General features: G+C 63.5%; 20 protein-coding genes. All 20 read right to left on the bottom strand.

The annotated features are described in order from the left end of the window. Nucleotides 1–14 precede the first annotated feature (14 nt). The 20 genes from ACFRFQ_RS18450 to ACFRFQ_RS18355 all read right to left on the bottom strand — a co-directional run bounded on the left by ACFRFQ_RS18450 (nucleotide 15) and on the right by ACFRFQ_RS18355 (nucleotide 22728). On the bottom strand, nucleotides 15–257 hold the full coding sequence (locus ACFRFQ_RS18450) for an RNA-binding protein (RefSeq protein ID WP_033236551.1): 243 nt from the start codon (nucleotides 255–257) through the stop codon (nucleotides 15–17). Continuing rightward, nucleotides 254–709, bottom strand: a complete 456-nt coding sequence (rpsP, locus tag ACFRFQ_RS18445; RefSeq protein WP_378660463.1) for a 30S ribosomal protein S16 — start codon at nucleotides 707–709, stop codon at nucleotides 254–256. Before rpsP ends, ACFRFQ_RS18450 begins: the two co-directional genes overlap by 4 nt. A gap of 186 nt (nucleotides 710–895) precedes the next feature. Then, complete coding sequence (locus tag ACFRFQ_RS18440; protein ID WP_378660460.1) at nucleotides 896–1978, bottom strand: amidohydrolase family protein; 1083 nt, start codon at nucleotides 1976–1978, stop codon at nucleotides 896–898. Nucleotides 1979–1982: 4 nt separating this feature from the next. After that, entirely contained in the window at nucleotides 1983–3560 is a 1578-nt protein-coding gene (ffh, locus tag ACFRFQ_RS18435) for a signal recognition particle protein (protein ID WP_378660458.1), read from the bottom strand. Nucleotides 3561–3676: 116 nt separating this feature from the next. Further along, the gene (locus tag ACFRFQ_RS18430) at nucleotides 3677–6184 is read right to left on the bottom strand and encodes a [protein-PII] uridylyltransferase (RefSeq protein ID WP_378660455.1); all 2508 of its coding nucleotides are present in this window, start codon (nucleotides 6182–6184) and stop codon (nucleotides 3677–3679) included. Further along, complete coding sequence (locus ACFRFQ_RS18425; RefSeq protein ID WP_033236555.1) at nucleotides 6174–6512, bottom strand: P-II family nitrogen regulator; 339 nt, start codon at nucleotides 6510–6512, stop codon at nucleotides 6174–6176. The genes ACFRFQ_RS18430 and ACFRFQ_RS18425 overlap by 11 nt, the downstream gene beginning before the upstream one ends. A gap of 57 nt (nucleotides 6513–6569) precedes the next feature. Beyond that, complete coding sequence (locus ACFRFQ_RS18420) at nucleotides 6570–7829, bottom strand: ammonium transporter (protein ID WP_138873731.1); 1260 nt, start codon at nucleotides 7827–7829, stop codon at nucleotides 6570–6572. A gap of 247 nt (nucleotides 7830–8076) precedes the next feature. After that, on the bottom strand, nucleotides 8077–9477 hold the full coding sequence (ftsY, locus tag ACFRFQ_RS18415) for a signal recognition particle-docking protein FtsY (RefSeq protein ID WP_378660452.1): 1401 nt from the start codon (nucleotides 9475–9477) through the stop codon (nucleotides 8077–8079). A gap of 42 nt (nucleotides 9478–9519) precedes the next feature. After that, nucleotides 9520–13104 (bottom strand): chromosome segregation protein SMC, encoded by a 3585-nt coding sequence (gene smc, locus ACFRFQ_RS18410; protein WP_378660449.1) that lies wholly within the window; start codon nucleotides 13102–13104, stop codon nucleotides 9520–9522. A gap of 25 nt (nucleotides 13105–13129) precedes the next feature. Continuing rightward, entirely contained in the window at nucleotides 13130–13408 is a 279-nt protein-coding gene (locus ACFRFQ_RS18405; RefSeq protein ID WP_138873011.1) for an acylphosphatase, read from the bottom strand. Beyond that, on the bottom strand, nucleotides 13405–14316 hold the full coding sequence (locus ACFRFQ_RS18400; protein ID WP_378660446.1) for an SMP-30/gluconolactonase/LRE family protein: 912 nt from the start codon (nucleotides 14314–14316) through the stop codon (nucleotides 13405–13407). The genes ACFRFQ_RS18405 and ACFRFQ_RS18400 overlap by 4 nt, the downstream gene beginning before the upstream one ends. After that, complete coding sequence (locus ACFRFQ_RS18395; RefSeq protein ID WP_138873009.1) at nucleotides 14316–14759, bottom strand: OsmC family protein; 444 nt, start codon at nucleotides 14757–14759, stop codon at nucleotides 14316–14318. Before ACFRFQ_RS18395 ends, ACFRFQ_RS18400 begins: the two co-directional genes overlap by 1 nt. Nucleotides 14760–14801: 42 nt before the next feature. Beyond that, on the bottom strand, nucleotides 14802–15674 hold the full coding sequence (mutM, locus tag ACFRFQ_RS18390) for a bifunctional DNA-formamidopyrimidine glycosylase/DNA-(apurinic or apyrimidinic site) lyase (protein WP_378660443.1): 873 nt from the start codon (nucleotides 15672–15674) through the stop codon (nucleotides 14802–14804). 9 nt (nucleotides 15675–15683) lie between these two features. Beyond that, nucleotides 15684–16469, bottom strand: coding sequence for a ribonuclease III (gene rnc / locus ACFRFQ_RS18385; RefSeq protein WP_378660440.1), 786 nt, complete (start codon nucleotides 16467–16469; stop codon nucleotides 15684–15686). Between the two features lie 19 nt (nucleotides 16470–16488). Next, entirely contained in the window at nucleotides 16489–16671 is a 183-nt protein-coding gene (gene rpmF, locus ACFRFQ_RS18380) for a 50S ribosomal protein L32 (RefSeq protein WP_007729318.1), read from the bottom strand. Between the two features lie 2 nt (nucleotides 16672–16673). Further along, nucleotides 16674–17234 (bottom strand): YceD family protein, encoded by a 561-nt coding sequence (locus ACFRFQ_RS18375; protein ID WP_378660437.1) that lies wholly within the window; start codon nucleotides 17232–17234, stop codon nucleotides 16674–16676. A gap of 138 nt (nucleotides 17235–17372) precedes the next feature. After that, nucleotides 17373–18134, bottom strand: coding sequence for a DivIVA domain-containing protein (locus tag ACFRFQ_RS18370; RefSeq protein WP_378660635.1), 762 nt, complete (start codon nucleotides 18132–18134; stop codon nucleotides 17373–17375). 135 nt (nucleotides 18135–18269) lie between these two features. Further along, nucleotides 18270–18764 (bottom strand): pantetheine-phosphate adenylyltransferase, encoded by a 495-nt coding sequence (gene coaD / locus ACFRFQ_RS18365; protein ID WP_138873006.1) that lies wholly within the window; start codon nucleotides 18762–18764, stop codon nucleotides 18270–18272. Then, complete coding sequence (rsmD, locus tag ACFRFQ_RS18360) at nucleotides 18761–19327, bottom strand: 16S rRNA (guanine(966)-N(2))-methyltransferase RsmD (RefSeq protein ID WP_378660434.1); 567 nt, start codon at nucleotides 19325–19327, stop codon at nucleotides 18761–18763. Before rsmD ends, coaD begins: the two co-directional genes overlap by 4 nt. Further along, nucleotides 19324–22728, bottom strand: coding sequence for a pyruvate carboxylase (locus tag ACFRFQ_RS18355; protein WP_378660431.1), 3405 nt, complete (start codon nucleotides 22726–22728; stop codon nucleotides 19324–19326). The genes rsmD and ACFRFQ_RS18355 overlap by 4 nt, the downstream gene beginning before the upstream one ends. Nucleotides 22729–22730: the final 2 nt, after the last annotated feature.

Below are 22730 nucleotides of genomic sequence, written 5' to 3'. Positions count from 1 at the left end.
AGAAATGCTGCCGTCTACTGATCGGTGTCGACGACGTCAACGCGAATGCCACGGCCACCGATACCGGAAACCAGGGTCCGCAGAGCGGTTGCGGTGCGGCCGCCCCTGCCGATGACCTTGCCGAGATCGTCGGGATGCACATGCACCTCGACGGTACGTCCACGACGTCCGGTCATCAGTTCGACGCGCACGTCGTCAGGATTGGCGACAATGCCGCGAACCAAATGCTCTACCGCATCAGCGACGACGGCACTCACTTGTCAGCAGCCTCGGCGTCTGCAGCGGGAGCCTCGGCAGCAGCCTCAGCTTCTTCTGCCTTGGCAGCCTTCTTCTTCTTGGGGGTGATTGCTTCTGCAACCGGCTCGTTCTCGGCCTGTGCGAGTGCAGCCTGGAACAGTTCGAGCTTGGAGGGCTTGGCTTCCTTGACACGCAGGGTGCCTTCGGTGCCCGGGAGGCCCTTGAACTTCTGCCAGTCACCGGTGATCTTGAGGAGAGCCTCGACGGGCTCGGTGGGCTGTGCGCCCACGGACAGCCAGTACTGAGCGCGCTCGGAATCGATGTCGATCAGCGACGGCTCTTCCTTGGGGTGGTACTTGCCGATCGTCTCGATCGCACGGCCGTCACGACGGGTGCGGGAATCGGCGATGACAACGCGGTACTGAGCGTTGCGGATCTTGCCGAGGCGGGTGAGCTTGATCTTGACAGCCATGGCTGCGGTACTCCTTCAGCGCGCACAACAGTGCGGCGCGTGTCACGTGCAATTCAGCAACCCCCACGAATTTGGGAGCCCGGTTTTGCCTCTAACCTGTGACCGTCGCAGCGGTACGTAACCGTTTGCGACGAACAGTCGTCCATTGTGCCAGATACCGACTTGTGGATGAAATCCAGGCAAGCGTTATCGGGCGATTACATTGCCGCGAAGCACCACGTGGGCGGGCTTCGCCAGCACAGCGGTGTTTCCACGCGGATCTTCGTCGAAAACCACCAGGTCAGCGGGCGCTCCCTCGATCAATCCAGAGCCACCCAGCCAGGTGCGCGCATCCCAGCAGGCCGCACCGAGCGCGTCGTGTGACGACAGGCCGGCTATCTCGAGTTCAGCCACCTCGTCGGCGATCCGGCCGTGCAGGATCGATCCCCCGGCATCCGTGCCGGCGTAGATCGGGATGCCGGCTTCGTGCGCCGCACCGATCGTCCGATGGCGCCGCGAGTGCAGGTCGCGCATGTGGGCCGCGTAGATCGGGTACCGCGTCGCGGAATCGGCGATGCCGGGGAACGTCGCGATGTTGATCAGCGTCGGCACCAGCGCGGTGCCGTGAGCAACCATCAACTCGATAGTCTCGTCGGTCAAACCGGTGCCGTGCTCGATGCAGTCGATGCCGGCGTTGATCAGGCCGGGAAGTGCGTCCTCGGCAAAAACGTGGGCCGTGACCTTGGCGCCTTCCGCGTGAGCTGCCGCAATGGCTTCCACCAGGATCTCGTCACTCCACAGCGGCGCGAGGTCACCGACAGAACGGTCGATCCAATCGCCGACAAGCTTGACCCAGCCGTCACCGGCCTTCGCTTGACGCACGACCTCGGCCGGCAACTGCGATTCGTCGTCGAGATCGACCGGCAACCCCGGGATGTACCGCTTGGGCGCAGCAATATGCTGACCCGCCCGGATGATCCGCGGAAGATCTGCGCGATCGTCGATAAATCGGGTATCGACGGGTGATCCCGCATCACGCAACAACAGGACACCCGCGTCGCGCTCGGTCTGTGCCTGAGCGATCAGACCGTCGACGGTCTCGCCGCCGCCCCCGCCGAAGCGAATACCGACATGACAATGCGCGTCGACAAGTCCGGGAGTGATCCACCCCGCGTCGACAATCGTCTGGGCGCCTGCGACCGGTTCGAACGTGATCCGGCCGTCGACAACCCACAGTTCGATCGGCGCGGCGTCGGGCAGACCGATACCCCGCAGATGGAGGGCGCTCACGTGTCTACTTCTTGGGCAGCTTGAGCTGCGACAGGTCGATGCCTTCGAGTCCGGGCGGCAACTGGTCGAGCCCCTTGGGCATGTTCGACAGGTCGGGCATTCCGGCAGGCATGCCGCCGGGCATACCCGGGAATCCGCCCATACCGGGGAACCCTCCGCGCATCTTGGGCTGCGTCGGACCCTTGCCGCCCTTCTTGCCCTTCTTGCCCTTCTTGCTGCGCACCTGCTTGCGGGCGCCGGGCATACCCATGCGACCGGCCATGGCGGCCATCATCTTTCGGGCCTCGAAGAACCGGTCGACCAACTGATTGACGTCCGAGACCTTGACACCCGAGCCGTTGGCGATGCGCAGACGGCGCGACGCATTGATGATCTTGGGGTCTTCACGCTCGGCGGGCGTCATACCGCGGATGATCGCCTGGATGCGGTCGAGTTGCTTCTCGTCGACGTTGGCCAGCGCGTCCTTCATTCCGCCGGCACCGGGCAGCATGCCGAGAAGGTTGCCGATCGGACCCATCTTGCGCACAGCCATCATCTGATCGAGGAAATCCTCGAGCGTCAGCTGGCCGGAACCGATCTTGGCGGCCGTCGCTTCGGCCTGATCGGCGTCGAAGACCTGCTCGGCCTGCTCGATAAGGCTCAGGACATCGCCCATGCCGAGGATGCGGCTGGCCATACGGTCCGGGTGGAAGACGTCGAAGTCTTCGAGCTTCTCGCCGGTCGACGCAAACAGAATCGGCTGGCCCGTGAGCTCACGGACGCTGAGTGCGGCACCACCACGGGCGTCGCCGTCGAGCTTGGTGAGAACAACGCCGGTGAAGCCGACACCCTCGCGGAACGCCTCGGCGGTGCTGACCGCGTCCTGACCGATCATCGAGTCGAGAACGAAAATTGTCTCGTCGGGATTGACGGCGTCACGGATGCCGGCGGCCTGCTCCATCAGTTCGGCGTCGATGCCGAGTCGGCCGGCGGTATCGACGATGACCACGTCGTACTGCTTGTTTCGTGCCTCTTCGACGCCCGCTCGGGCTACCTCGACGGGGTCGGCCGCGGACACACCGAGGGCGTTGTCGCCGCCACCGATGGACGTACCCGGATGCGGTGCGAATACTGCGGCACCGGCGCGTTCGCCGACGATCTGCAGCTGCGTGACGGCGCCGGGACGCTGAAGGTCACACGCGACGAGGAGAGGCGTGTGGCCCTGGTCCTTGAGCCATTTGGCCAGCTTGCCGGCGAGGGTGGTCTTACCGGAGCCCTGCAGACCGGCCAGCATGATGACCGTCGGCGGGTTCTTCGCGAACTGCAACCGGCGAGTTTCGCCGCCGAGGATCTGAACAAGCTCCTCGTTGACGATCTTGACGACCTGCTGCGCCGGGTTGAGCGCACCGGACACCTCGGCGCCCTTGGCACGTTCCTTGATCTTGGCGATGAAGCTGCGGACGACAGGCAGCGCCACGTCGGCCTCGAGAAGTGCGAGGCGGATCTCACGGGCGGTCGCGTCGATATCGGCGCCGGACAGACGACCCTTACCACGCAGATCCTTGAGAGATCCGGTCAATCTGTCGGAAAGGGATTCGAACACCGAGTGCGCTCCTGAAGGTCGTGCGAGTTTGCCGTGGATATTCTCGGGCACCAGCCTAGCCGCTACGTCCGCATCGATCCCAGCCGATGCGGACGTAAGCGCTTTCAGGCGTGTCGCTACTGAGCCTTTTTCTCCGGCTGCGGCAGCGGCACAACCCCCAGAACAGCGGCCTCGACGCGCTCCCGACTCGCCCGTGAATCGGCCCCACCGAAGTCGAGGCAGAACGAGTCGATGACAGAGGAGCCCAAGGTCGCGACTTTTGCCCACCTGATATCGGCGCCGCTACGTTCGAGAGCTGCAGCCAACCGGCACAGCAATCCGACGCGATCCTCGGTGCGTACTTCGAGAATCGCCTGACCGTCACCGGGCGAATCGAACCAGATCACCCGCGGCGGTGCCTGCGCATACAGGACCGGGATCGCCGAACTCTTGCTGAGCGCAATCGGATCTTCCCACTGCTGCGCCCGCGCCTCCTCTTCCTTGGCATCGAGGAGCTCGAGCAGGTTCAGCTCCCCCTCGGACGCGCGGATCAACTCCTGTCGCAGCAGCGCAGCCTGCGGCGGCGCGCCGAAACGCGGAGTCACCACAAACGAATTGACCGCAGATCCCGCGTGCGCACCGAGCGAGGCAGAATGCACCCGCAGCGACGACAACGCAAGAATTCCCGCGGCCCGTGACAACAGACCGGGCGCATCCGGCGCAATGACCGTGACGACGTACGTGTGGACGTTCTCGGCCGGAGTCAACGACACATGAACACCGCCGTCTTCGGCGATGGACAACTGCTCGGGATCGAGTGGATCCGGAGCCGGTAGCTGCTCCCCCGCCATCAGCAAGCGGCATCGACGCACCAGTTCGCCGATCAACGACGATTTCCAATCGCCCCACACGCCCGGACCCGTAGCCAGAGAATCCGCCTCGGCGAGCGCGTGAAGGAGGTCGAGCAGCGTTCCGTCACCGCCCAGTGAGTCGACGACCCCCTGTACCGTCGCCGGATCGTCCAGATCGCGCCGCGTCGCCGTTTCCGGCAACAGCAGGTGATACCGCACCATCGCGGACAACGTCACGACGTCGGAAGGCCAGAGCCCCAACCTGTTTCCGATTGCCGTGGCCAATTCCGCACCGACCACACTGTGATCGCCGCCGCGCCCCTTGCCGATGTCGTGAATCAACGCACCGAGCATCAACAGGTCAGGACGCGCGACCCGCGTTGTGAATCCACTTGCGTATGCAGCTGTTTCGACGAGGTGCCGATCGACGGTCCAGGTATGGACCGCATCACGCGGTGGCAGATCCCGGATCGTGCCCCACTCCGGCAACAATCGCCCCCACAAGCCGGTGCGATCAAGAGCTTCGATGACCGGCACCGCCCGCGAACCCGACCCCAACAACACCAGAAGATCGTTGACCGCGTTCTTGGGCCATGGCTCACGCAATTCAGGAGCGTTGTCCGCCAAGCGATTGAGCGTCGACGCCGAGATCGGCAGACCGCCCGTTGCGGCTGCCGCCGCCACCCGCGTGATCAACCCTGGATCCTTCTTGGGCCGAGCATCGCGCGCCAGCACCACTTCTCCGGCATGCTCGACGACACCCTCGTCCAGAGGATGACGCACCGGCGGTCGCCGGAGCCGATTCAACCCACGCTTGGGCAAAGAGTTTCCGGCAGTACGGATTCCGACGTCCACCGAATAGCTGATGATGCGCGCCGATTCGCTGAGCAGACGAGCCAGGTCGAACCTGTCACCGATCCGCAGCGCGGCACCGATCTCGTCGGCGTCCTGAGCCCGCAACTGATCCCGAGGCCGACCGGCCACCCGGTGCAACTCGGTGCGCACGTCGAGCAGTCGCCGGTGCGCCAATGCCAGACCGCCACCAGGCGAATTGGGGCCGAGTCCCGGCATGCCGTCCGTCAGCTGCGCGATGGACAGGGCATTGAGCAACTGCACGTCACGCAGACCGCCACGACCGCTCTTGAGGTCGGGCTCGGCTCGATGGGCGATCTCTCCGCTACTCGCCCATCGCGACTGTGTCTGGGCGATCAACTCGTCGAAACGGCTGCGAATGTCCATCCGCCATTGGCGTCGCACACCGCTGATCAGCAAATTGGTGAGTTCCTGGTCGCCCGCGATGTGGCGAGCTTCGAGCATGCCGAGCGACGCGGTGATATCGGTTGCCGCAACCTGCAAGGCCTGCGGCAGCGTCCGCACGCTGTGGTCGAGTTTGATGTGCGCGTCCCACAACGGGTACCACAGGCGTTCCGCCACGTGGGCCACCACGGCCGGGTCCATGTCGTCGTGCAGCAAAATCAGATCGAGATCGGAATAGGGCAGCAATTCGCGTCGGCCCAGCCCACCGACAGCAACAATCGCAAACCCGCAGTCGGGCTTGATTCCCAATTCGGCGCCCTTGGTGGTCAGCCAGAACTCGTGGAGATCAACCAGTGCGTGACGCAGTGACGGCGCATCGAGCCGTCGATTCTTGGGTCCACCGTTGAGCAATGCCTTGCGTGCGCGGGCCAGGTCCGCGGCTTCATCGGATCCCCCTGACGAGACCGGCCCTGGCCCCGTCGCCTTGGCGACGGAACCAGGGCCGAAGTTCCCGGACCCTTTCGGGTCAGAGTGCATCGCCACCACGTTCTCCGGTACGAACCCGGATGACCGACTCGACCGGCGAAACCCAGACTTTGCCGTCACCGATCTTGCCGGTGCGCGCAGCCTCGACGATCACCTCGACCACCTTGTCGACAGCCGCGTCGTCGATCACGACCTCCACCCGAACCTTCGGTACGAAGTCCACGGAGTACTCCGCGCCTCGGTACACCTCGGTGTGGCCTTTCTGACGACCGTAACCCTGAACTTCACTGACAGTCATGCCCAGCACCCCGGCCTGCTCGAGCGCGGTTTTGACGTCCTCGAGCGTGAACGGCTTGACGATTGCTGTGATCAGCTTCATGTGCTCATCCCTTTCCCAACTCTGAAGTGCTGCGATTTCACTTTAATCACGTGCTGATCACGCGAGGTCGTATGCGGTCTCTGCGTGTTGGGTCTCGTCGATTCCACGAGCCTCGTCCTCGGGCGAGATACGCCATCCGAGGGGCTTGAGTGCGTAGCCGATGATCGCGGTGAGAACACCGGTGAAGACAAGAGCGACAACTGCAATCACGATCTGAACCACCAACTGCTTGTAGTCACCGCCGTAGAAGAGACCGGTCGACGTACCGAAGAAGCCGATACCGATCGTGCCCCACAGGCCGGAGACGAGGTGAACACCGACAACGTCGAGCGAATCGTCGAAGCCGAAGCGGAACTTCAGGCCGACGGCGAGAGCAGAGAGAATGCCGGCAATTGCGCCGAGGAAGATCGAGCCGACCGGGTTCAGTGCACCAGCGGCCGGAGTGATGGCAACCAGGCCGGCAACAGCACCGGAAGCAGCACCGAGGCTGGTGGCATGTCCGTCACGGATACGCTCCGTGAGCAGCCACGCGAGGATTGCAGCCGCAGTAGCGGTCGTGGTGTTGACCCAGGCGAGACCGGCAAAACCGTCGGCAGCGAATGCGGAACCGGCATTGAAGCCGAACCAGCCGAACCAGAGCAGAGCTGCACCGAGCATGACGAGCGGCAGGTTGTGCGGGCGGAACGCGGTCTTGCCGAAGCCGGCGCGCTTGCCGACGATCAGTGCGAGTACCAGAGCGGCCATACCGGCGTTGATGTGAACGACTGTGCCACCGGCGAAGTCGATCGGCGGGACAGCGGCAACCAGGCCACCGTCACCGTCGTCGGTGGTGCCGAAGATCTTTGCAGCGATACCGTCCTCGGAACCCGAGAGCAGTCCGCCACCCCACACCATGTGAGCGAGCGGGAAGTAGACAACGGTGACCCAGATGCCCGAGAACAGCATCCACGTGCCGAACTTCACGCGCTCGGCCAACGCACCGCTGATCAGTGCGGTCGTGATGATGGCGAACGTCACCTGGAAGGCGATGTCGATGACATTGGGGTAGCCCCACGCACCGGCGATGAAGTTACCGTCCGCGTCGGTGATGCTGTCCTTGAGTCCGAAGAACTCGAAGGGATTCGCGAAGATGCCACCGATGTTCTCGGTGCCGTAGGACATGGACCATCCCCACAGCACGTAGATCACACCGATGACGGCCATCGAACCGAAGGACATCATCATCATGTTGAGCACGGACTTGGACCGAGACATGCCACCGTAGAAGAATGCGACACCCGGTGTCATCAGCAGAACCAGTGATGCGGCCATCAGCATCCATGCGGCGTTACCGGAGTTCGCCAACAAATCGTCGGTACTCACTTACTACCTCCTAGTCGCACGTGCCGGGTGGCACGTCGTTGAGTAGAAGACTGCTGGGCTGGTGTTTCGTCCGTGGCGCGCTTGCGTTTCGCGGACGTGAACCAATTACCCAACTTTGTTGCAAGTAAGTTTCGTGCTGGCATTCTTGATTCTGCTGTGCGCCTTTATCAACCGCCCGCGGTTGATAAAGGCGCACAGGGAGTCAGCCCAAGAGGGCGTCGACAAACGCTCCCGGTTCGAACGGAGCCAGGTCGTCAGCACCCTCACCGAGGCCGACAAGCTTCACCGGAACCCCGAGTTCATGCTGAACCTGGAAGACGATTCCGCCCTTTGCAGTGCCGTCCAACTTGGTCAGAACAACACCGGTGATATCGACAACTTCGGCAAACACGCGAGCCTGAGCGAGACCGTTCTGCCCCACGGTGGCGTCGAGAACCAACAGGACGTCGTCGACCGACGCCTTCTTCTCGATTACGCGTTTGACCTTGCCGAGCTCGTCCATCAAACCGGTCTTGGTGTGCAAGCGGCCGGCAGTGTCGATCAACACGACGTCGACGCCCTCCTCGATGCCACGACTCACGGCATCGAAGGAAATAGCAGCAGGATCGCCGCCTTCCTTACCGCGAACAACGTCAGCGCCGACGCGCTCGCCCCATGTCTGCAGCTGATCGGCCGCAGCGGCGCGGAACGTATCAGCGGCACCGAGAAGTACCCGTCGACCGTCTGCGACCAAGACGCGGGCCAGCTTGCCTGTCGTGGTGGTCTTACCGGTTCCGTTCACACCGACAACAAGAAGCACTGCTGGATGATCGTCGTGCGGAAGCGCCCGGATCGAGCGATCCAGTTCCGGACGAAGCTCCGCGACCAGTACCTCACGCAGCAATGCACGGGCCTCGGCCTCGGTCCGAACACTGCGGGCAGCCATCTGCGCCCGCAACGTGGTGACAATCTTTTCCGTCGTCGCAGAACCGAGGTCCGCGATCAGCAGGGTGTCCTCGACCTCTTCCCACGAATCCTCGTCCAGATCGCCGCCACCGAGCAGACCCAGCAAGCTCTTGCCGACGGCGGACTGTGAACGAGACAGGCGACCGCGCAGGCGATCGAGTCGTCCTTCAGTCGGTTCGATCTCGTCGAGAACCCGCGGGGCGGGCTCGACCACTACGGGCTCAACTACAACGGGTTCGACCGGAGCTGTCTCGACAACGGGTTCCGGTTCTTCGACGACCGGTTCTTCGACGACTGGCTCTTCGATAACCGGCTCTTCGACGACCGGCTCTTCGATAACGGGTTTCTCGACAACCGGCGGTGCCGGTTCCGGAACAACCGGTGTCTCCGGAACGACTGGCTTTTCCGGTACAGCCGGCTTTGTCGGCGGGACCGGCGCTGGCGGCGGTGCCGTTGCCGTTGACCCCTCACTGAAGTTGAACCCGCCGCCGGCTTTGTAGCCGCCTGACTTGTCCTTCTCCGGTGCGCCGAGCTCCGGCTTCGTCTCGGGTGCCTTCAACGACACCTGGCGGCTGCGGTAGCGCAGGAAACCCGCCACGAGAGCAATAAGTATTACGGCCGCGACAGCCGCGATGATGATCCAAGCCTGGGTAGTCACCGGCTCATTGTTTCAGGCCTGGCAACAGAAAGTGACCAAGGCTTACCGAACGGCGAGGTCTTGCCCGCGCAATCGCTGGGAAATGACCGTCGTAATACCGTCTCCGCGCATGCTCACTCCGTACAGAGCATCCGCGATTTCCATGGTGGGTTTCTGGTGCGTGATCACGATCAGCTGCGATTTTTCCCGCAACTGCTCGAAGAGCCCGATGAGTCGGCGCAGGTTGGTGTCGTCGAGTGCGGCTTCCACTTCGTCCATGACGTAGAACGGTGACGGCCGGGCCCGGAAAATCGCGACGAGCATGGCCACCGCTGTCAAGGATTTCTCTCCACCCGAGAGCAAGGAGAGCCGTTTGACTTTCTTTCCCGGTGGTCGCGCTTCGACCTCGATACCGGTGGTGAGCATGTCCGACGGGTCGGTGAGTACAAGTCGACCTTCGCCGCCGGGGAACAGCGTCTCGAATACACCGACAAACTCACGGGCGACGTCGGTGTACGCCTCGGTGAACACCTGCAAGATCCGGGCGTCGACGTCGGCGACCACCGCGAGGAGATCCTTGCGCGCGGTCTTGACGTCTTCGAGTTGGGTGGAAAGAAAGGTGTATCGCTCTTCGAGGGCGGCAAATTCTTCGAGCGCCAGCGGATTGACCTTGCCGAGAGTCGCAAGGTCTTTCTCGGCCCGCTTGGCTCGTCGCTCCTGCGTGGCGCGGTCGTACGGTGCGGGCGCCGGAGCGGTGACCTGCTCACCGCGGGCCTTGGCCTCTTCGTACTCCGCCAACTCGAGGGCGGTCGGAGGCAGTTCGACGTCGGGGCCGTACTCGGCGACCAGATCGTCAAGCCCGATTCCGTACTGATCGAGAATGGACTCTTCCAGTTGCTCGATGCGCAGCGCCGCCTGTGCCTTGGCAACTTCGTCGCGGTGCACGGCATCGGTCAACGATGCGAGCTGCCCGTTCAGCGCCTTGACGATCTCACGAACCTGGTCGAGTTTGGTGACGCATTCGGTGCGGGCGCGCGCCAGGTCGTCACGGTGAGCCACCGCCGACGCCACGACGGTCTCGAGTTCGCTTGCGACTCGCACACCTGATTCTGCAACTGCCGCCGCCACAGCGGCCGCGTGGGCGCGGGCCCGTAAGGCTTGTTCTGCACGCACCCTCGCTTCACGTTCGGCAGCCGCCGCGCGGCGCAGCGAATCTGCTTTTCCGCGAACGGATTCGGCGCGTTCCTCGGCAGTCCGTACGGTGAGCCGCGCATCCATTTCGACGATGCGCACCTCCGCGAGCGCTGCTGCCGCCATTTCGCGGTCAGCGGTGGTCGATTCCGGTTCCCCGGCTTCGAACCCGCCGGTGTTCTCCACACGCCGAAGGCGTTCTTCCAGTTCGGTCAGCGCAGTGAGAGATTCGACTCGCCCCGCTTCAGCGCGACTACGGTGCAACGTCAGCCGCTCCGATTCTTCGTGTGCGACTCGCACCGCTTGACCGAGTCTGCCCAACTGTTCGTAGATCGCGGAGATCGCCGCATCGGATTCGTTGAGGGCGGCAAGAGTCTGTTCCGCAGTTTCCTGCCTGGTTGCCTGTTCCGCCAATGCGCCGGCCAAGGCTGCGTCCAACTCCTCGGCCCGCAGTTGTGTCAGCGTGAGTTCGGCTGCGGACGCATCAATGGACGCTTGGGTTTCCAGCGTGCTCGGCTGTCGATCGGAACCGCCGACGAACCACCCCCGGCCGTGCAGGTTCCCGGATCTGTCTACTGCCCGAATCATGCTGTGCTCGGACACAACTCGCATCGCCTCGTCGACGGTATCGACCAGAACCACGTCGCCCAGAAGCGCGTTGAGTCCGGCTCGCAGTTCGTCGGCGCACTCGATGACGTCGACGGCCCGGCGAATACCCGGACCCAGGTCGGCCGGAGCGAACACGCCGGCGTGCCCGTGGACGATCAACGCTGCTTGCCCGCCGTCGTGCTCGGCCAACGCCGACACCGCAGATCGTGCGACATCGTTCGACTGCGCGACAACAGCATCCGCGGCCGGGCCCATCGCCGCGGCAATTGCACTCTCGTAGCCCGGTGTCACGCGGATCACGTCGGCCAGCGCGCCGGTGACGCCGTCGTGGTGCTCCAGCAGCCAGCCGGCGCCGTCCTTGCGGGCCAACCCGATCGAGAGCGCCTCGATGCGAGCGCTCAACGACGCGACGCGCTGGCCGCTCGACTTCTCTTCACCGCGCAACTCGTCAACCCGCGCGTTGATGATCGTGAGAGCCTCGACGGCGCGCTCGTGGTTGGTGTCGAGACCGACTTCTCCGGCGTCGAGGTCGCCGATGCTCTCCTGCACGGTCGCGAATTCGGCTTCCGCGTCGTTTCCGCGGCGGCGGGATTCCGCGATGGATTCGGTGAGCCGCGCAACATCGGCATCCGCGGATTCGACGCGCGTGCGCAGGGTGTCTACCTGCCCGGACAGTCGAGCGAGCCCCTCACGGCGATCGGCAACAGCGCGCACCTCGGCCATGTGTGCCCGTTCCGCTTCTGCTGCAGCGTCTTCCGTGGCGGCCAACTGTTCGCGGGCGGCCTCGGCTGCAGCACGCGCAATCTCGACGCCTTCGATCAGCTCGGCTTCCTCGGCTGCCATTCGCTCGGCACGCGCCTCCATCTCGTCCGGATCCTGGCCACGCGCGCCAACCGGTTCGGTGTCGAGGTGACGTGCACGCTCACGGGCGATACGCACGGTGGCATTGACTCGTTCCGCGAGCGCCGACAATTGGAACCAGGTCTGCGCCGCAGCTTCTGCGCCGGGCGTCAGCCGGGCCAGCGCCTGCTCTTGGCGACCGAGTTCGAGATTGGCTTCGTCGAGTGCGGCTGCCACCTGATTGTGTTGCTCGCGCACGGCCTTCTCGTCCTGCGCTTGATCCTGAAGATCGTTGCGCCGGGTCACGAGATCGTCTGCGGCCAAACGCATCTTGGCGTCGCGCAGATCTGCCTGCACGGTCTGCGCGCGCCGGGCAACTTCGGCCTGACGCCCGAGTGGCTTGAGTTGGCGTCGTAATTCCGCGGTGAGATCGCTCAGCCGGGCGAGGTTCGCCTGCATGGAATCGAGCTTGCGTACCGCTTTTTCCTTGCGCCGACGGTGTTTCAGCACGCCGGCAGCTTCCTCGATGAATGCGCGGCGATCCTCCGGCCGCGATTCCAAGATCGCCGCAAGCCTGCCCTGGCCGACGATGACGTGCATTTCACGGCCGATTCCGGAGTCGCTGAGCAACTCCTGGACATCCATCAACCGGCACGACGAGCCGTTGATCTCGTATTCCCCGGCGCCGTCGCGAAACATCCGCCGTGTGATCGACACCTCGGTGTAGTCGATCGGAAGAGCGCCGTCGGAGTTGTCGATGGTCAACGTCACTTCCGCGCGGCCGAGCGGTGCCCGGCCGGAGGTTCCGGCAAAGATGACGTCTTCCATTTTTCCGCCGCGTAGCGCCTTGGCGCCCTGCTCACCCATGACCCAGGACAGCGCGTCGACGACATTCGATTTTCCGGAACCGTTAGGACCGACCACGCAGGTGATGCCAGGTTCGAATCGCAGAGTCGTTGCCGACGCAAAAGACTTGAAGCCTTTAAGCGTCAGACTCTTGAGATGCATGCGGAGAACTTTACCGTCATCGCGGTCAGCGTTCGACGAACCCGGACAGGTCTCCCCGCGCGGCGTCCCAACTGTCGACAACCAGGTCGACGCTTCCCGGCGTCGTGCCCGAGCGCAACAGTTCGAGCAACCGCTCCAGCGACTCCCGATCACCCTCCGCGACAACGAGTACCCGACCGTCGCGTTGATTCGATGCGTATCCCACCAGCCCCAATTCCAAAGCGCGGGCCCGGGTCCACCACCGGAACCCGACGCCTTGGACGAAGCCGTGCACCCATGCCGTCAACCGCACCGGATCACTCATGACATACCACCGACCCGTTCCAGTTTGTGCACGTCACCCAGGAAACTGGTGGTGTACAGCGCATTCGGATCCCACCCCGGCCCCGCGCCGAACTTGACCGCCGAGGTCAACGGCAAACCGGAAGCAATCTCACAGGAGGTTCCCCACTCCGGATCAACCCGCACCACCTTGCCACCGGCGTTGAACGCCACGTACAGCGCTCCGTCCGGTCCGACAGTCAAGTCGTCGGCCATGTTCGCCGGACCGAACCCCGGCAACGCAATGGTTCGCACAGCGCCGCCCAGATCGTCGGCATCGAGGATGTGAATTGCCGTGGTGAGATCGAATGTTGTTGTCACAAAAATATTCTGCCCCGATCGGGCCAACCCGTCGACGGTGCCCAAGTCCTCTCGCACCACCGTCGTCGATCCGTCACTGTTGATCATGGTCAACCCAGGTTTTGTCAGGGTGCGCGTCGTCAGGAATCGATTGCCGTCCAGCGGCACAAGGCCATTGGGCATCACCAGGCCGTCGGCGATCTTCGTCACTACCCCGTCCCCAACGTCGACTCGGCCCACAGTTCCGTCGGCGATCCCGAACAGTCCTGAGACTGCAGAGTTTCCGGTAGTGAAGTACACGGCGCCGTCTTGGGCTACCAGCCCACCAGGCCCGTTCACATTGCTCACCAGAGTCTTTCGGCTTCCGTCCGGTGCAACGGTCAGCAGCGATCCCGGACCGACGAGGGCGGACTGCGACAACACCATCGACCCGGCTCCGTCGAACGCCAGATTTTCGAGCATTCCCGCGCCGGAAGTCACGAGCGTCGACGTCCACTCCCCGCAACCATCGCCAGCTGCGGCCGCCGGAGTGGACACTGCTACAGCACAACCGAGTACCAGCGCAGCGACAACACTGCCGGCGCGCAGCATCAGGCGTCCGTATCGATGGTCAACGTGACCTTGGTACCGGCTTTGAGGGTGCGTCCCACCGTGCAGACCTTGTCGACGGATCGTTCGATCAACGTGATCAACCGCTGCTGGGCATCGGCATCGAGTTCACTGAGGTCCAGTTCGAGAACCTCGTCCAACTGCGGGTACACCTCGTTCTCGCGGTCAGCGGTTCCCGAGACACGAATGGTCGCGTCGTAGTTGTCGCCGAGGCGGCGCGAAATCGGGAAGTCCGAACTCATTCCCGAGCAGGCTGCCAAAGCGATCTTGAGAAGTTCACCCGGCGTGAAAACGCCCGGTACCGATTCCGATCCGATGAGAACTTCGGCGCCCCGCGAACTCTTGCCGGTGTAGAGGCGGGTGCCGGTACGTTCGACCCAGAGTTCGGTGTGTGCAGGTGCGTTGTCAGCAGTCTGTTCAGCCATGCCGCAATCTTGCCACCACCCGGTAGTGGCGAGTGCGACGACCTACGCTACGTTTCGCCGCGACCTGGGTGCCGGTTGGCAACGCGGGCAACTGAACGAGGATCGGTTCATGAACTTCTCACGCCGGATGGGCGCACCGCACCGCGGGCACGGCAGGTTTTCCTGACCGTAGGCGGAGAGTGAACGATCGAAATAACCGGACTCTCCGTTGACGTTGACATACAACGCATCGAAGGACGTACCGCCCTGCTCGAGCGCCTCGCCCATGACACTGCGGGCTGCCGTCACGAGTTCGCGCAATTTCGGCTTCGTCAGGGTCTCGGCAATTCTGTTGCCGTGAACCTTTGCCCGCCACAGTGATTCGTCGGCATAGATGTTGCCGATACCGGAGACGACGGTTTGATCGAGTAGTGCACGTTTGACTTCACTGTGCTTGCCGCGCAGAACGCTCACCACCGATTCGAGATCGAAAGCCTCGTCCATCGGGTCACGCGCGATGTGCGCCACCGACTCCGGCAGCAGGGTCCCGTCTACCTCCACCAACGGCGAAATCGACCAGCCACCGAAGGTGCGCTGATCGACAAACCGAAGGTCGGCTCCGGAATCCAGAGCCAGTCGGATACGAAGGTGCTTTTCCCAGTCCACAGTGGGCGGCTGAACGAGCATCTGCCCGCTCATTCCGAGGTGAACCACGACACCCACACCGGCGGGTTCGAGAACCAGCCACAGGTATTTGCCGCGGCGCTCGGCCGAAGCGATGGTCTGACCCGTCAATTGCCCGATCAGATCATCCGACCCGAGAACGTGGCGGCGAATGGCGCGAGGATGGAGAACTTCGACAGCCTCGATCGCCGCACCTACAGCATGAGACTGTAGGCCGCGGCGAACGACTTCGACTTCGGGCAGTTCAGGCAAGAGAAGAACTCAGCCGGCCAGATCGACCGGAGCATCGACAGCGCCCTCGGCAACAGCAGCGTCCTCGGAAGCCTTCTCCGACATCGCTTTCCACGCCGTGCTCGCTGCCTTCTGCTCGGCTTCCTTCTTGGACCGACCGACGCCGACGCCCAAGGGATTGCCGCTGATAAGCACAGTGGCCGTGAATTCCTTGTCATGATCGGGGCCGGTAGCCGTGATCTCGTACACGGGAACACCGGCACCGTGTTCTGCGGTCAACTCCTGCAGACTGGTCTTCCAGTCCAAACCGGCACCCAGAAGCGGAGCACGGGTCAGAAGATCGTCGAACAGATCGAGGACCACGCGGCGCGCGGTATCGATTCCGTGCTGCAAGTGGATGGCACCCAGAATGGATTCCATGCCGTCGGCGAGGATGGACGGCTTGTCACGGCCACCCGTCATTTCCTCGCCCTTGCCCAGAAGCAGATGCGCTCCGAGTCCACCTTCACCCAGAGTCCGCGCAACCTCGGCCAGAGCGTGCATGTTGACTACGCTCGCACGAATCTTGGCGAGGTCACCCTCGGACTTGGTGGGGTGTGACAGATAAAGATTTTCGGTGACGGTGAGACCGAGAACGGAATCCCCGAGAAACTCGAGGCGCTCGTTCGTCGGCAGGCCACCGTTCTCGTAGGCGTACGAGCGGTGGGTGAGAGCCAGCGTCAAGAGGCCAGGCTCTATATCGACGCCGATAGCGGCGAGGAGCGTGTCGTGATTGCCCTCGCCGCCAGCGGCTGAAACTGTATTGTCGCTCGTCATAGTCTTTCTCCGTGGAGAACTAGACAGCAGCGGTTACCTGGCGGCCCTTGTACGTACCGCAGGACGGGCACGCGATGTGGGGCAAGGTCTGCTCGCCACAGCCACGGTTGGGGCAGGTAACGAGGGTGGGCACAGTGGTCTTCCACTGGCTACGACGCGACCGCGTGTTGGATCGCGACATTTTGCGCTTGGGGACAGCCACTTCTACTTCTCCTCGGCTTCGGTGATCACAAGATTTTCACTGGTGTTTGATTCCACGCCAAATTTGGCCGCGAGACCAGCCCAGCGAGGATCAAGTATGTCATGCCCATGCCCAGATTCCGCAATCGCCAGGCGAATGCCGCATTCTGAGCACAATCCCAGGCAATCGTCACTGCACAAAGGCTGGAGCGGAAGCGCCAGTCCGACTGCATCGACGATGACCGGTTCCAGATCGATTTCGTCGTCTTCGACCTGGTAGACCTCACCCTCCTCGGTTGTCTCCTCAGTGGCGCTGTCCGGGTAAGCGAACAACTCCGTGAGATAGACGTCCACAACGCTCGTGAACGGCTCGAGACACCGTGAGCACTCACCCGCAGTGGGTGCGTGCACGGTCCCGGTGACGAGAACGCCCTCGGATACCGCTTCCATACGAAGATCGAGATCTATGTCCGAACCTGCTTCGATCGCGATGAGATCGAGACCGATGCGATCCGGCGACTGGATCGTTCTCTCGACAGTGCGCATCGACCCTGGACGCCGACCTAACTTGACGGTGTCCAGCAAGAATCCCGCATCAGTTGACTGATGCGATGAATGACGACGATGCGTTGACAAAGAGAACTCACCTAACTGTTGAAACTGGATGGGCAACCACTCCACAATACCCGAGAGTGTGCAGCAGACCCAATCCGGATAGGGAGCCTAGCGTCGTCGATCCTGACGCCGATCGTCATCGAGGTAGTCCGGTACGCCCGAACCCGTCCGCAATTGCTGACGACCGCGGCCGACGGATCGAACAGTCCCGTTGAGGAACTCCTCGAACTCCGCAAGTTTGGTATCGACGTACAGATCGCACTCCGAGCGCATCCGATCGGATTCCGCGTGCGCGGCGTCGATCACCCGAGCCGACTCGGCGCGCGCGGTCTGGACCACCTCGGTCTGGGAAACCAGGCGTGCCTGCTCGGCGGTGCCCTCGGAGACCGAGCGGTCGTACGACGCCTTGCCGGCGTCGATCATGCGATCGGATTCGTCACGCGCACGAGACGTGACGGCGTCGTACTCGCGTCGACCGTCGGTGACCGTGCGTTCGGCTTCCACCTCTGCGTCGGCAACCAGCTGGTCGGCGTGAGCGCTCGCCTCGGCAACCATGCGGTCTGCCTGGGCCTTGGCGTCGGACAGGATCCGATCGGCGTCGTCGCGGGCATTCTCGACCGTCGACGTTGCTTCCGCGTTGGCGCTGCTGACAGTCTTTTCGGCGGTGGACCGCGCGTCCGAGACCAACTTGTCGCGATGATCGAGGACGTCCTGGGCATCGTCGAGCTCACTCGGAATAGCGTCACGGACATCGTCGAGCAGCTCGAGCACGTCGCCCCGTGGGACGACGCACCCGGCAGTCATCGGAACGCCTCGTGCCTCTTCGACTATCGCGACCAGTTCGTCAAGCGCCTCGAATACCCGGTACACAAGCAACCCCAATCTTCACCGGCCAACTATCGGCCCACATCGTCACCGATCCACCTGGATCTGCGCCCGTTCCTTGACGACAAGTTTGCCGGAAGATCGGCTCCCCAGGTGCGTCTGGGGGCGGTGTGTCGGGTATCAGCTGTTTTCGGCAGCCCGTTCCGCGATGCGGTCGAGCAAGCGGGCGTGCACTTTTGCGGGCAACATGTCAGCGACATCACCACCGAAGGTGGCAACTTCCTTGACCAGCGAGCTGGACAGGTAGCTGTACGTGGGGTTGGTTGCGACGAACAACGTATCGACGCCGCTGAGCTTCTTGTTCATCTGCGCCATCTGCAGTTCGTAGTCGAAGTCGTTGGCGCCGCGCAGACCCTTGACGATCGCGGTGATGCCCTCTTGCTTCGCGTAGTCGACCAGAAGCCCGTGCCAGGACGTCACTCGAACGTTGGGCAGGTGGCTCGTCGCATCTTCGAGCATCTCGATGCGCTCTTCGACGGTGAACATTCCGCGCTTGTTCTTGTTGATCATCACGGTGACCACGACCTCGTCGAATTGCGCAGCAACTCTTCCGATTACGTCGAGGTGACCGTTGGTCACAGGGTCGAAGGATCCGGGGCAAACGGCGCCAGTCATGAGTCCAGACCGTAGCAGGTTGCCAGTTCGATCCGGGCTTCGCCGTACTTCTTCGCCTTGACGGGTTCGAACCCGTCCGGCCAGACGGTCTCCGGCGATCGGGACGATCGTTCGAGAACGACGATCGTGCCATCCCCCACCCAGTTGTTGGTCTGAAGGTTGTGGAGGATGGATACCACCGCGTCATCGGTGACCGCGTACGGCGGGTCTGCGATGACGATGTCGTATTCACGAGCACTCGGGCTGGAGACGACAGCCGCGACCGGCGCTGCCCGCAGTACCGCGCCCGGTAGCCCGACAACTCCGATGTTGTCCTTGATCACCGCTGCTGCTTTTGCATCGGACTCGACGAGCATCACGTGCTCGGCGCCGCGCGAGAGCGCCTCGAGGCCGAGGGCTCCGGAACCGGCGAACAGGTCGAGGACAGCACAGCCGTCGAGGTCGATACGCGCTTCCAGCGCACTGAAAAGGGCCTCGCGGACCCGGTCCGAGGTGGGCCGGGTTCCGCTCGGCGGGACTCGCAGGCGGCGACCGCCTGCGAGTCCCGAGATAATGCGTGTCACTCTGCGGCGCTCTCCCCGGTGGAGACGACCACGAGGAGGTCACCGCCTTCGACCTGCTGGACTGCGCTGATCGCGATGCGGGAGACGATGCCGCCGCGCGGTGAGGTGATCGCCGCTTCCATCTTCATCGCTTCGATCGTGGCGACGGTGTCGCCGGCCTCGATCTTCTGACCCTCAGCGACAGCCAACGTGACGACACCGGCGAACGGCGCGGCGACGTGACCGGGGTTGTTCTTGTCGGCCTTCTCGGCCACCGGCACATCGCTGGCGATGGACCTGTCCCGGATGGACACCGGACGCAACTGCCCGTTGAGGATGCACATGACGGTGCGGTAGCCACGCTCGTCGGGTTCGGAGATCGCTTCGAGCCCGATGATCAACTGAACACCCGGCGTCAGTTCGACGCGATGCTCCTCGCCGCGCCGCAGTCCGTAGAAGAACTGGTTCGCCGAGAGCCGGGACGTGTCCCCGTACTTGTCGCGGTGCTCGAGGAATTCCTTGGTCGGGCCGGGGAAGAGCAGACGGTTCAACGCACCCTGACGGTCCTTCGACGAACCTTCGAGCAATGCCTCGTCGGCAGCGGAGAGCGGTGTTTCCGGCTTCGCCGGGCCGCGGCCCTCGAGTGCCTTGCTGCGGAACGGTTCCGGCCAGCCGCCGGGCGGGGTACCCAACTCACCGCGCAGGAACCCGACAACCGAGTCGGGGATGTCGAACTTCGCCGGGTCCGCAGCGAACTCGTCCGACGGAACACCGGCACCGACGAGATGCAGGGCGAGATCGCCCACGACCTTCGACGACGGAGTCACCTTCACCAGGTGCCCGAGCATGCGGTCCGCGTCGGCGTACTTCGCTTCGACTTCCTCGAACCGGTCACCGAGGCCCAATGCCACTGCCTGAGTGCGGAGGTTGGAGAGCTGACCGCCGGGGATCTCGTGCGTGTAGACACGTCCGGTCGGGGCCGGCAGCCCGGACTCGAACGGCGCGTACACCTTTCGCAGCGCCTCCCAGTACGGCTCGAGATCGCACACGTTCTGCAAATTCAGTCCGGTGTCGAACTCCGAATGCGCCGCCGCCGCCACGATCGCCGACAGCGCGGGCTGGCTGGTGGTGCCCGCCAATGCCGCCGACGCGCCGTCGACAGCGTCCGCGCCGGCCTGCCAGGCAGCGAAGTACGTTGCCAACTGCCCACCGGGGGTGTCGTGCGTATGTACGTGCACCGGCAGATCGAAGTTGCTGCGCAGCGCGGTCACGAGCTTCGTCGCGGCCGGGGCACGGAGCAGTCCGGCCATGTCCTTGATCGCCAGGACATGTGCGCCGGCGTCGACGATTTCCTCGGCCAACTTCAGGTAGTAGTCGAGGGTGTAGAGCGTTTCGTTCGGATCCGACAGGTCGCCGGTGTAACTCAGCGCAACCTCCGCGAGAGCCGTACCGGTCTCACGGACCGCATCGATAGCGGGCCGCATCTGGTCGACGTTGTTGAGCGCGTCGAAGATTCGGAAGATGTCGATACCGGTGTCGGTGGCTTCCTGCACGAACGCGCGGGTGACCTTCTCCGGATACGGCGTGTAGCCCACCGTGTTTCGACCACGCAGCAACATCTGCAGGTTGATGTTCGGGATCGCTTCACGCAGCGCCGCAAGGCGATACCACGGATCCTCGTGCAGGAAACGAAGTCCCACATCGTACGTCGCGCCGCCCCACGCCTCGATGGAGAGCAACTCCGGCGTCAACCGGGCAACGTGACCGGCGACGTCGAGCAGGCCACTGGTACGCACGCGCGTCGCCAACAGCGACTGATGTGCGTCGCGGAACGTGGTGTCGGTGACCGCAACAGCCTTCTGCTCACGCAGCGCCTTCGCGAAACCTTCCGGCCCGAGCTCGAGCAACCGCTGACGGCTGCCCGCCGGCGGCGGAGTCGACAGGTCGATCTTCGGCAGCTTGTCCTGCGGGTACACCGCCGACGGGCGCTCACCGTGCGGCTTGTTGACCGTGACGTCGGCGAGATAGGTGAGGATCTTGGTACCACGGTCCGCCGACGAACGCTGCGTCAACAGGTGCGGACGCTCCTCGATGAACGACGTCGTCACCCGCCCCGCCTTGAAGTCCGGGTCGTCGAGAACCGCCTGCAGGAACGGGATATTCGTCGACACGCCGCGGATACGGAACTCCGTGACCGCGCGGCGCGCCCGCGCCACAGCCGCCTCGAGGTCACGCCCACGACACGTCAACTTGACCAACATCGAGTCGAAGTACGCACCGACCTCCGCACCGAGAGTCGCGCCGCCGTCGAGACGAATACCCGCACCGCCCGGGGTGCGGTACGCGGTGATCCGGCCCGTATCCGGGCGGAACCCGTTAGCCGGGTCCTCGGTGGTGATGCGGCACTGCAGCGCCGCGCCCCGCAACTTGATCGAATCCTGCGTCAACCCCAAGTCGTCGAGTGTCGAGCCGGACGCGATGAGCAACTGCGACTGCACGAGATCAACGTCCGTCACTTCCTCGGTGACCGTGTGCTCCACCTGGATTCGCGGATTCATCTCGATGAACACGTGATTGCCACGCGTATCGAGAAGGAACTCCACCGTACCGGCACACGTGTAGCCGATCTGCTTCGCGAAAGCCACAGCGTCGGCGCAGATCTTGGCCCGCAACTCCTCCGACAGATTCGGGGCCGGAGCAAGCTCGATCACCTTCTGGTGGCGACGCTGCAACGAGCAGTCACGCTCGAAAAGGTGAATGACGTTGCCGTGCTCGTCGGCGAGGATCTGCACCTCGATGTGCCGAGGATCGATGACAGCCTGCTCGAGGAACACCGTCGGATCACCGAAAGCGGATTCCGCTTCACGTGCCGCGGCTTCGATGGATTCCTTGAGCAGGGACCGCTCGGCGACGCGGCGCATACCGCGGCCACCACCACCGGCGACGGCCTTCACGAAAATCGGGAAGGTCATGTCCTCCGCCGCAGCGAGCAACTCGTCGATATCGGACGAAGGCTCCGACGACGCCAGCACCGGAAGACCCGCAGCCTTCGCCGCGGCAATCGCCCGTGCCTTGTTACCGGTCAGCTCGAGGATCTCCGCGGACGGGCCGACGAACTTGATGCCCGCCGCCGCACACGCCGCCGACAGATCCGGATTCTCGGACAGGAACCCGTAGCCCGGATAAATCGCATCGGCACCGGCGTTCTTCGCCGCCTCCACGATCTCCTCCACCGACAGATACGCCCGAACCGGGTGACCCTTCTCCCCGATCTGATAACTCTCATCGGACTTCAGACGGTGGATCGAATTCCGATCCTCGTACGGGAACACCGCAACAGTTCCAGCACCTAGTTCGTAGGCAGCACGGAATGCACGGATCGCAATTTCGCCGCGGTTCGCGACGAGCACTTTGGAGAACATGG

This window comes from Rhodococcus sp. NPDC056743 (assembly GCF_042790355.1).
Taxonomy (GTDB): domain Bacteria; phylum Actinomycetota; class Actinomycetes; order Mycobacteriales; family Mycobacteriaceae; genus Rhodococcus_F.
The sequence above is the reverse complement of the archived record's forward strand: the minus strand, read 5'-3'. Positions and strand labels throughout refer to the sequence as shown.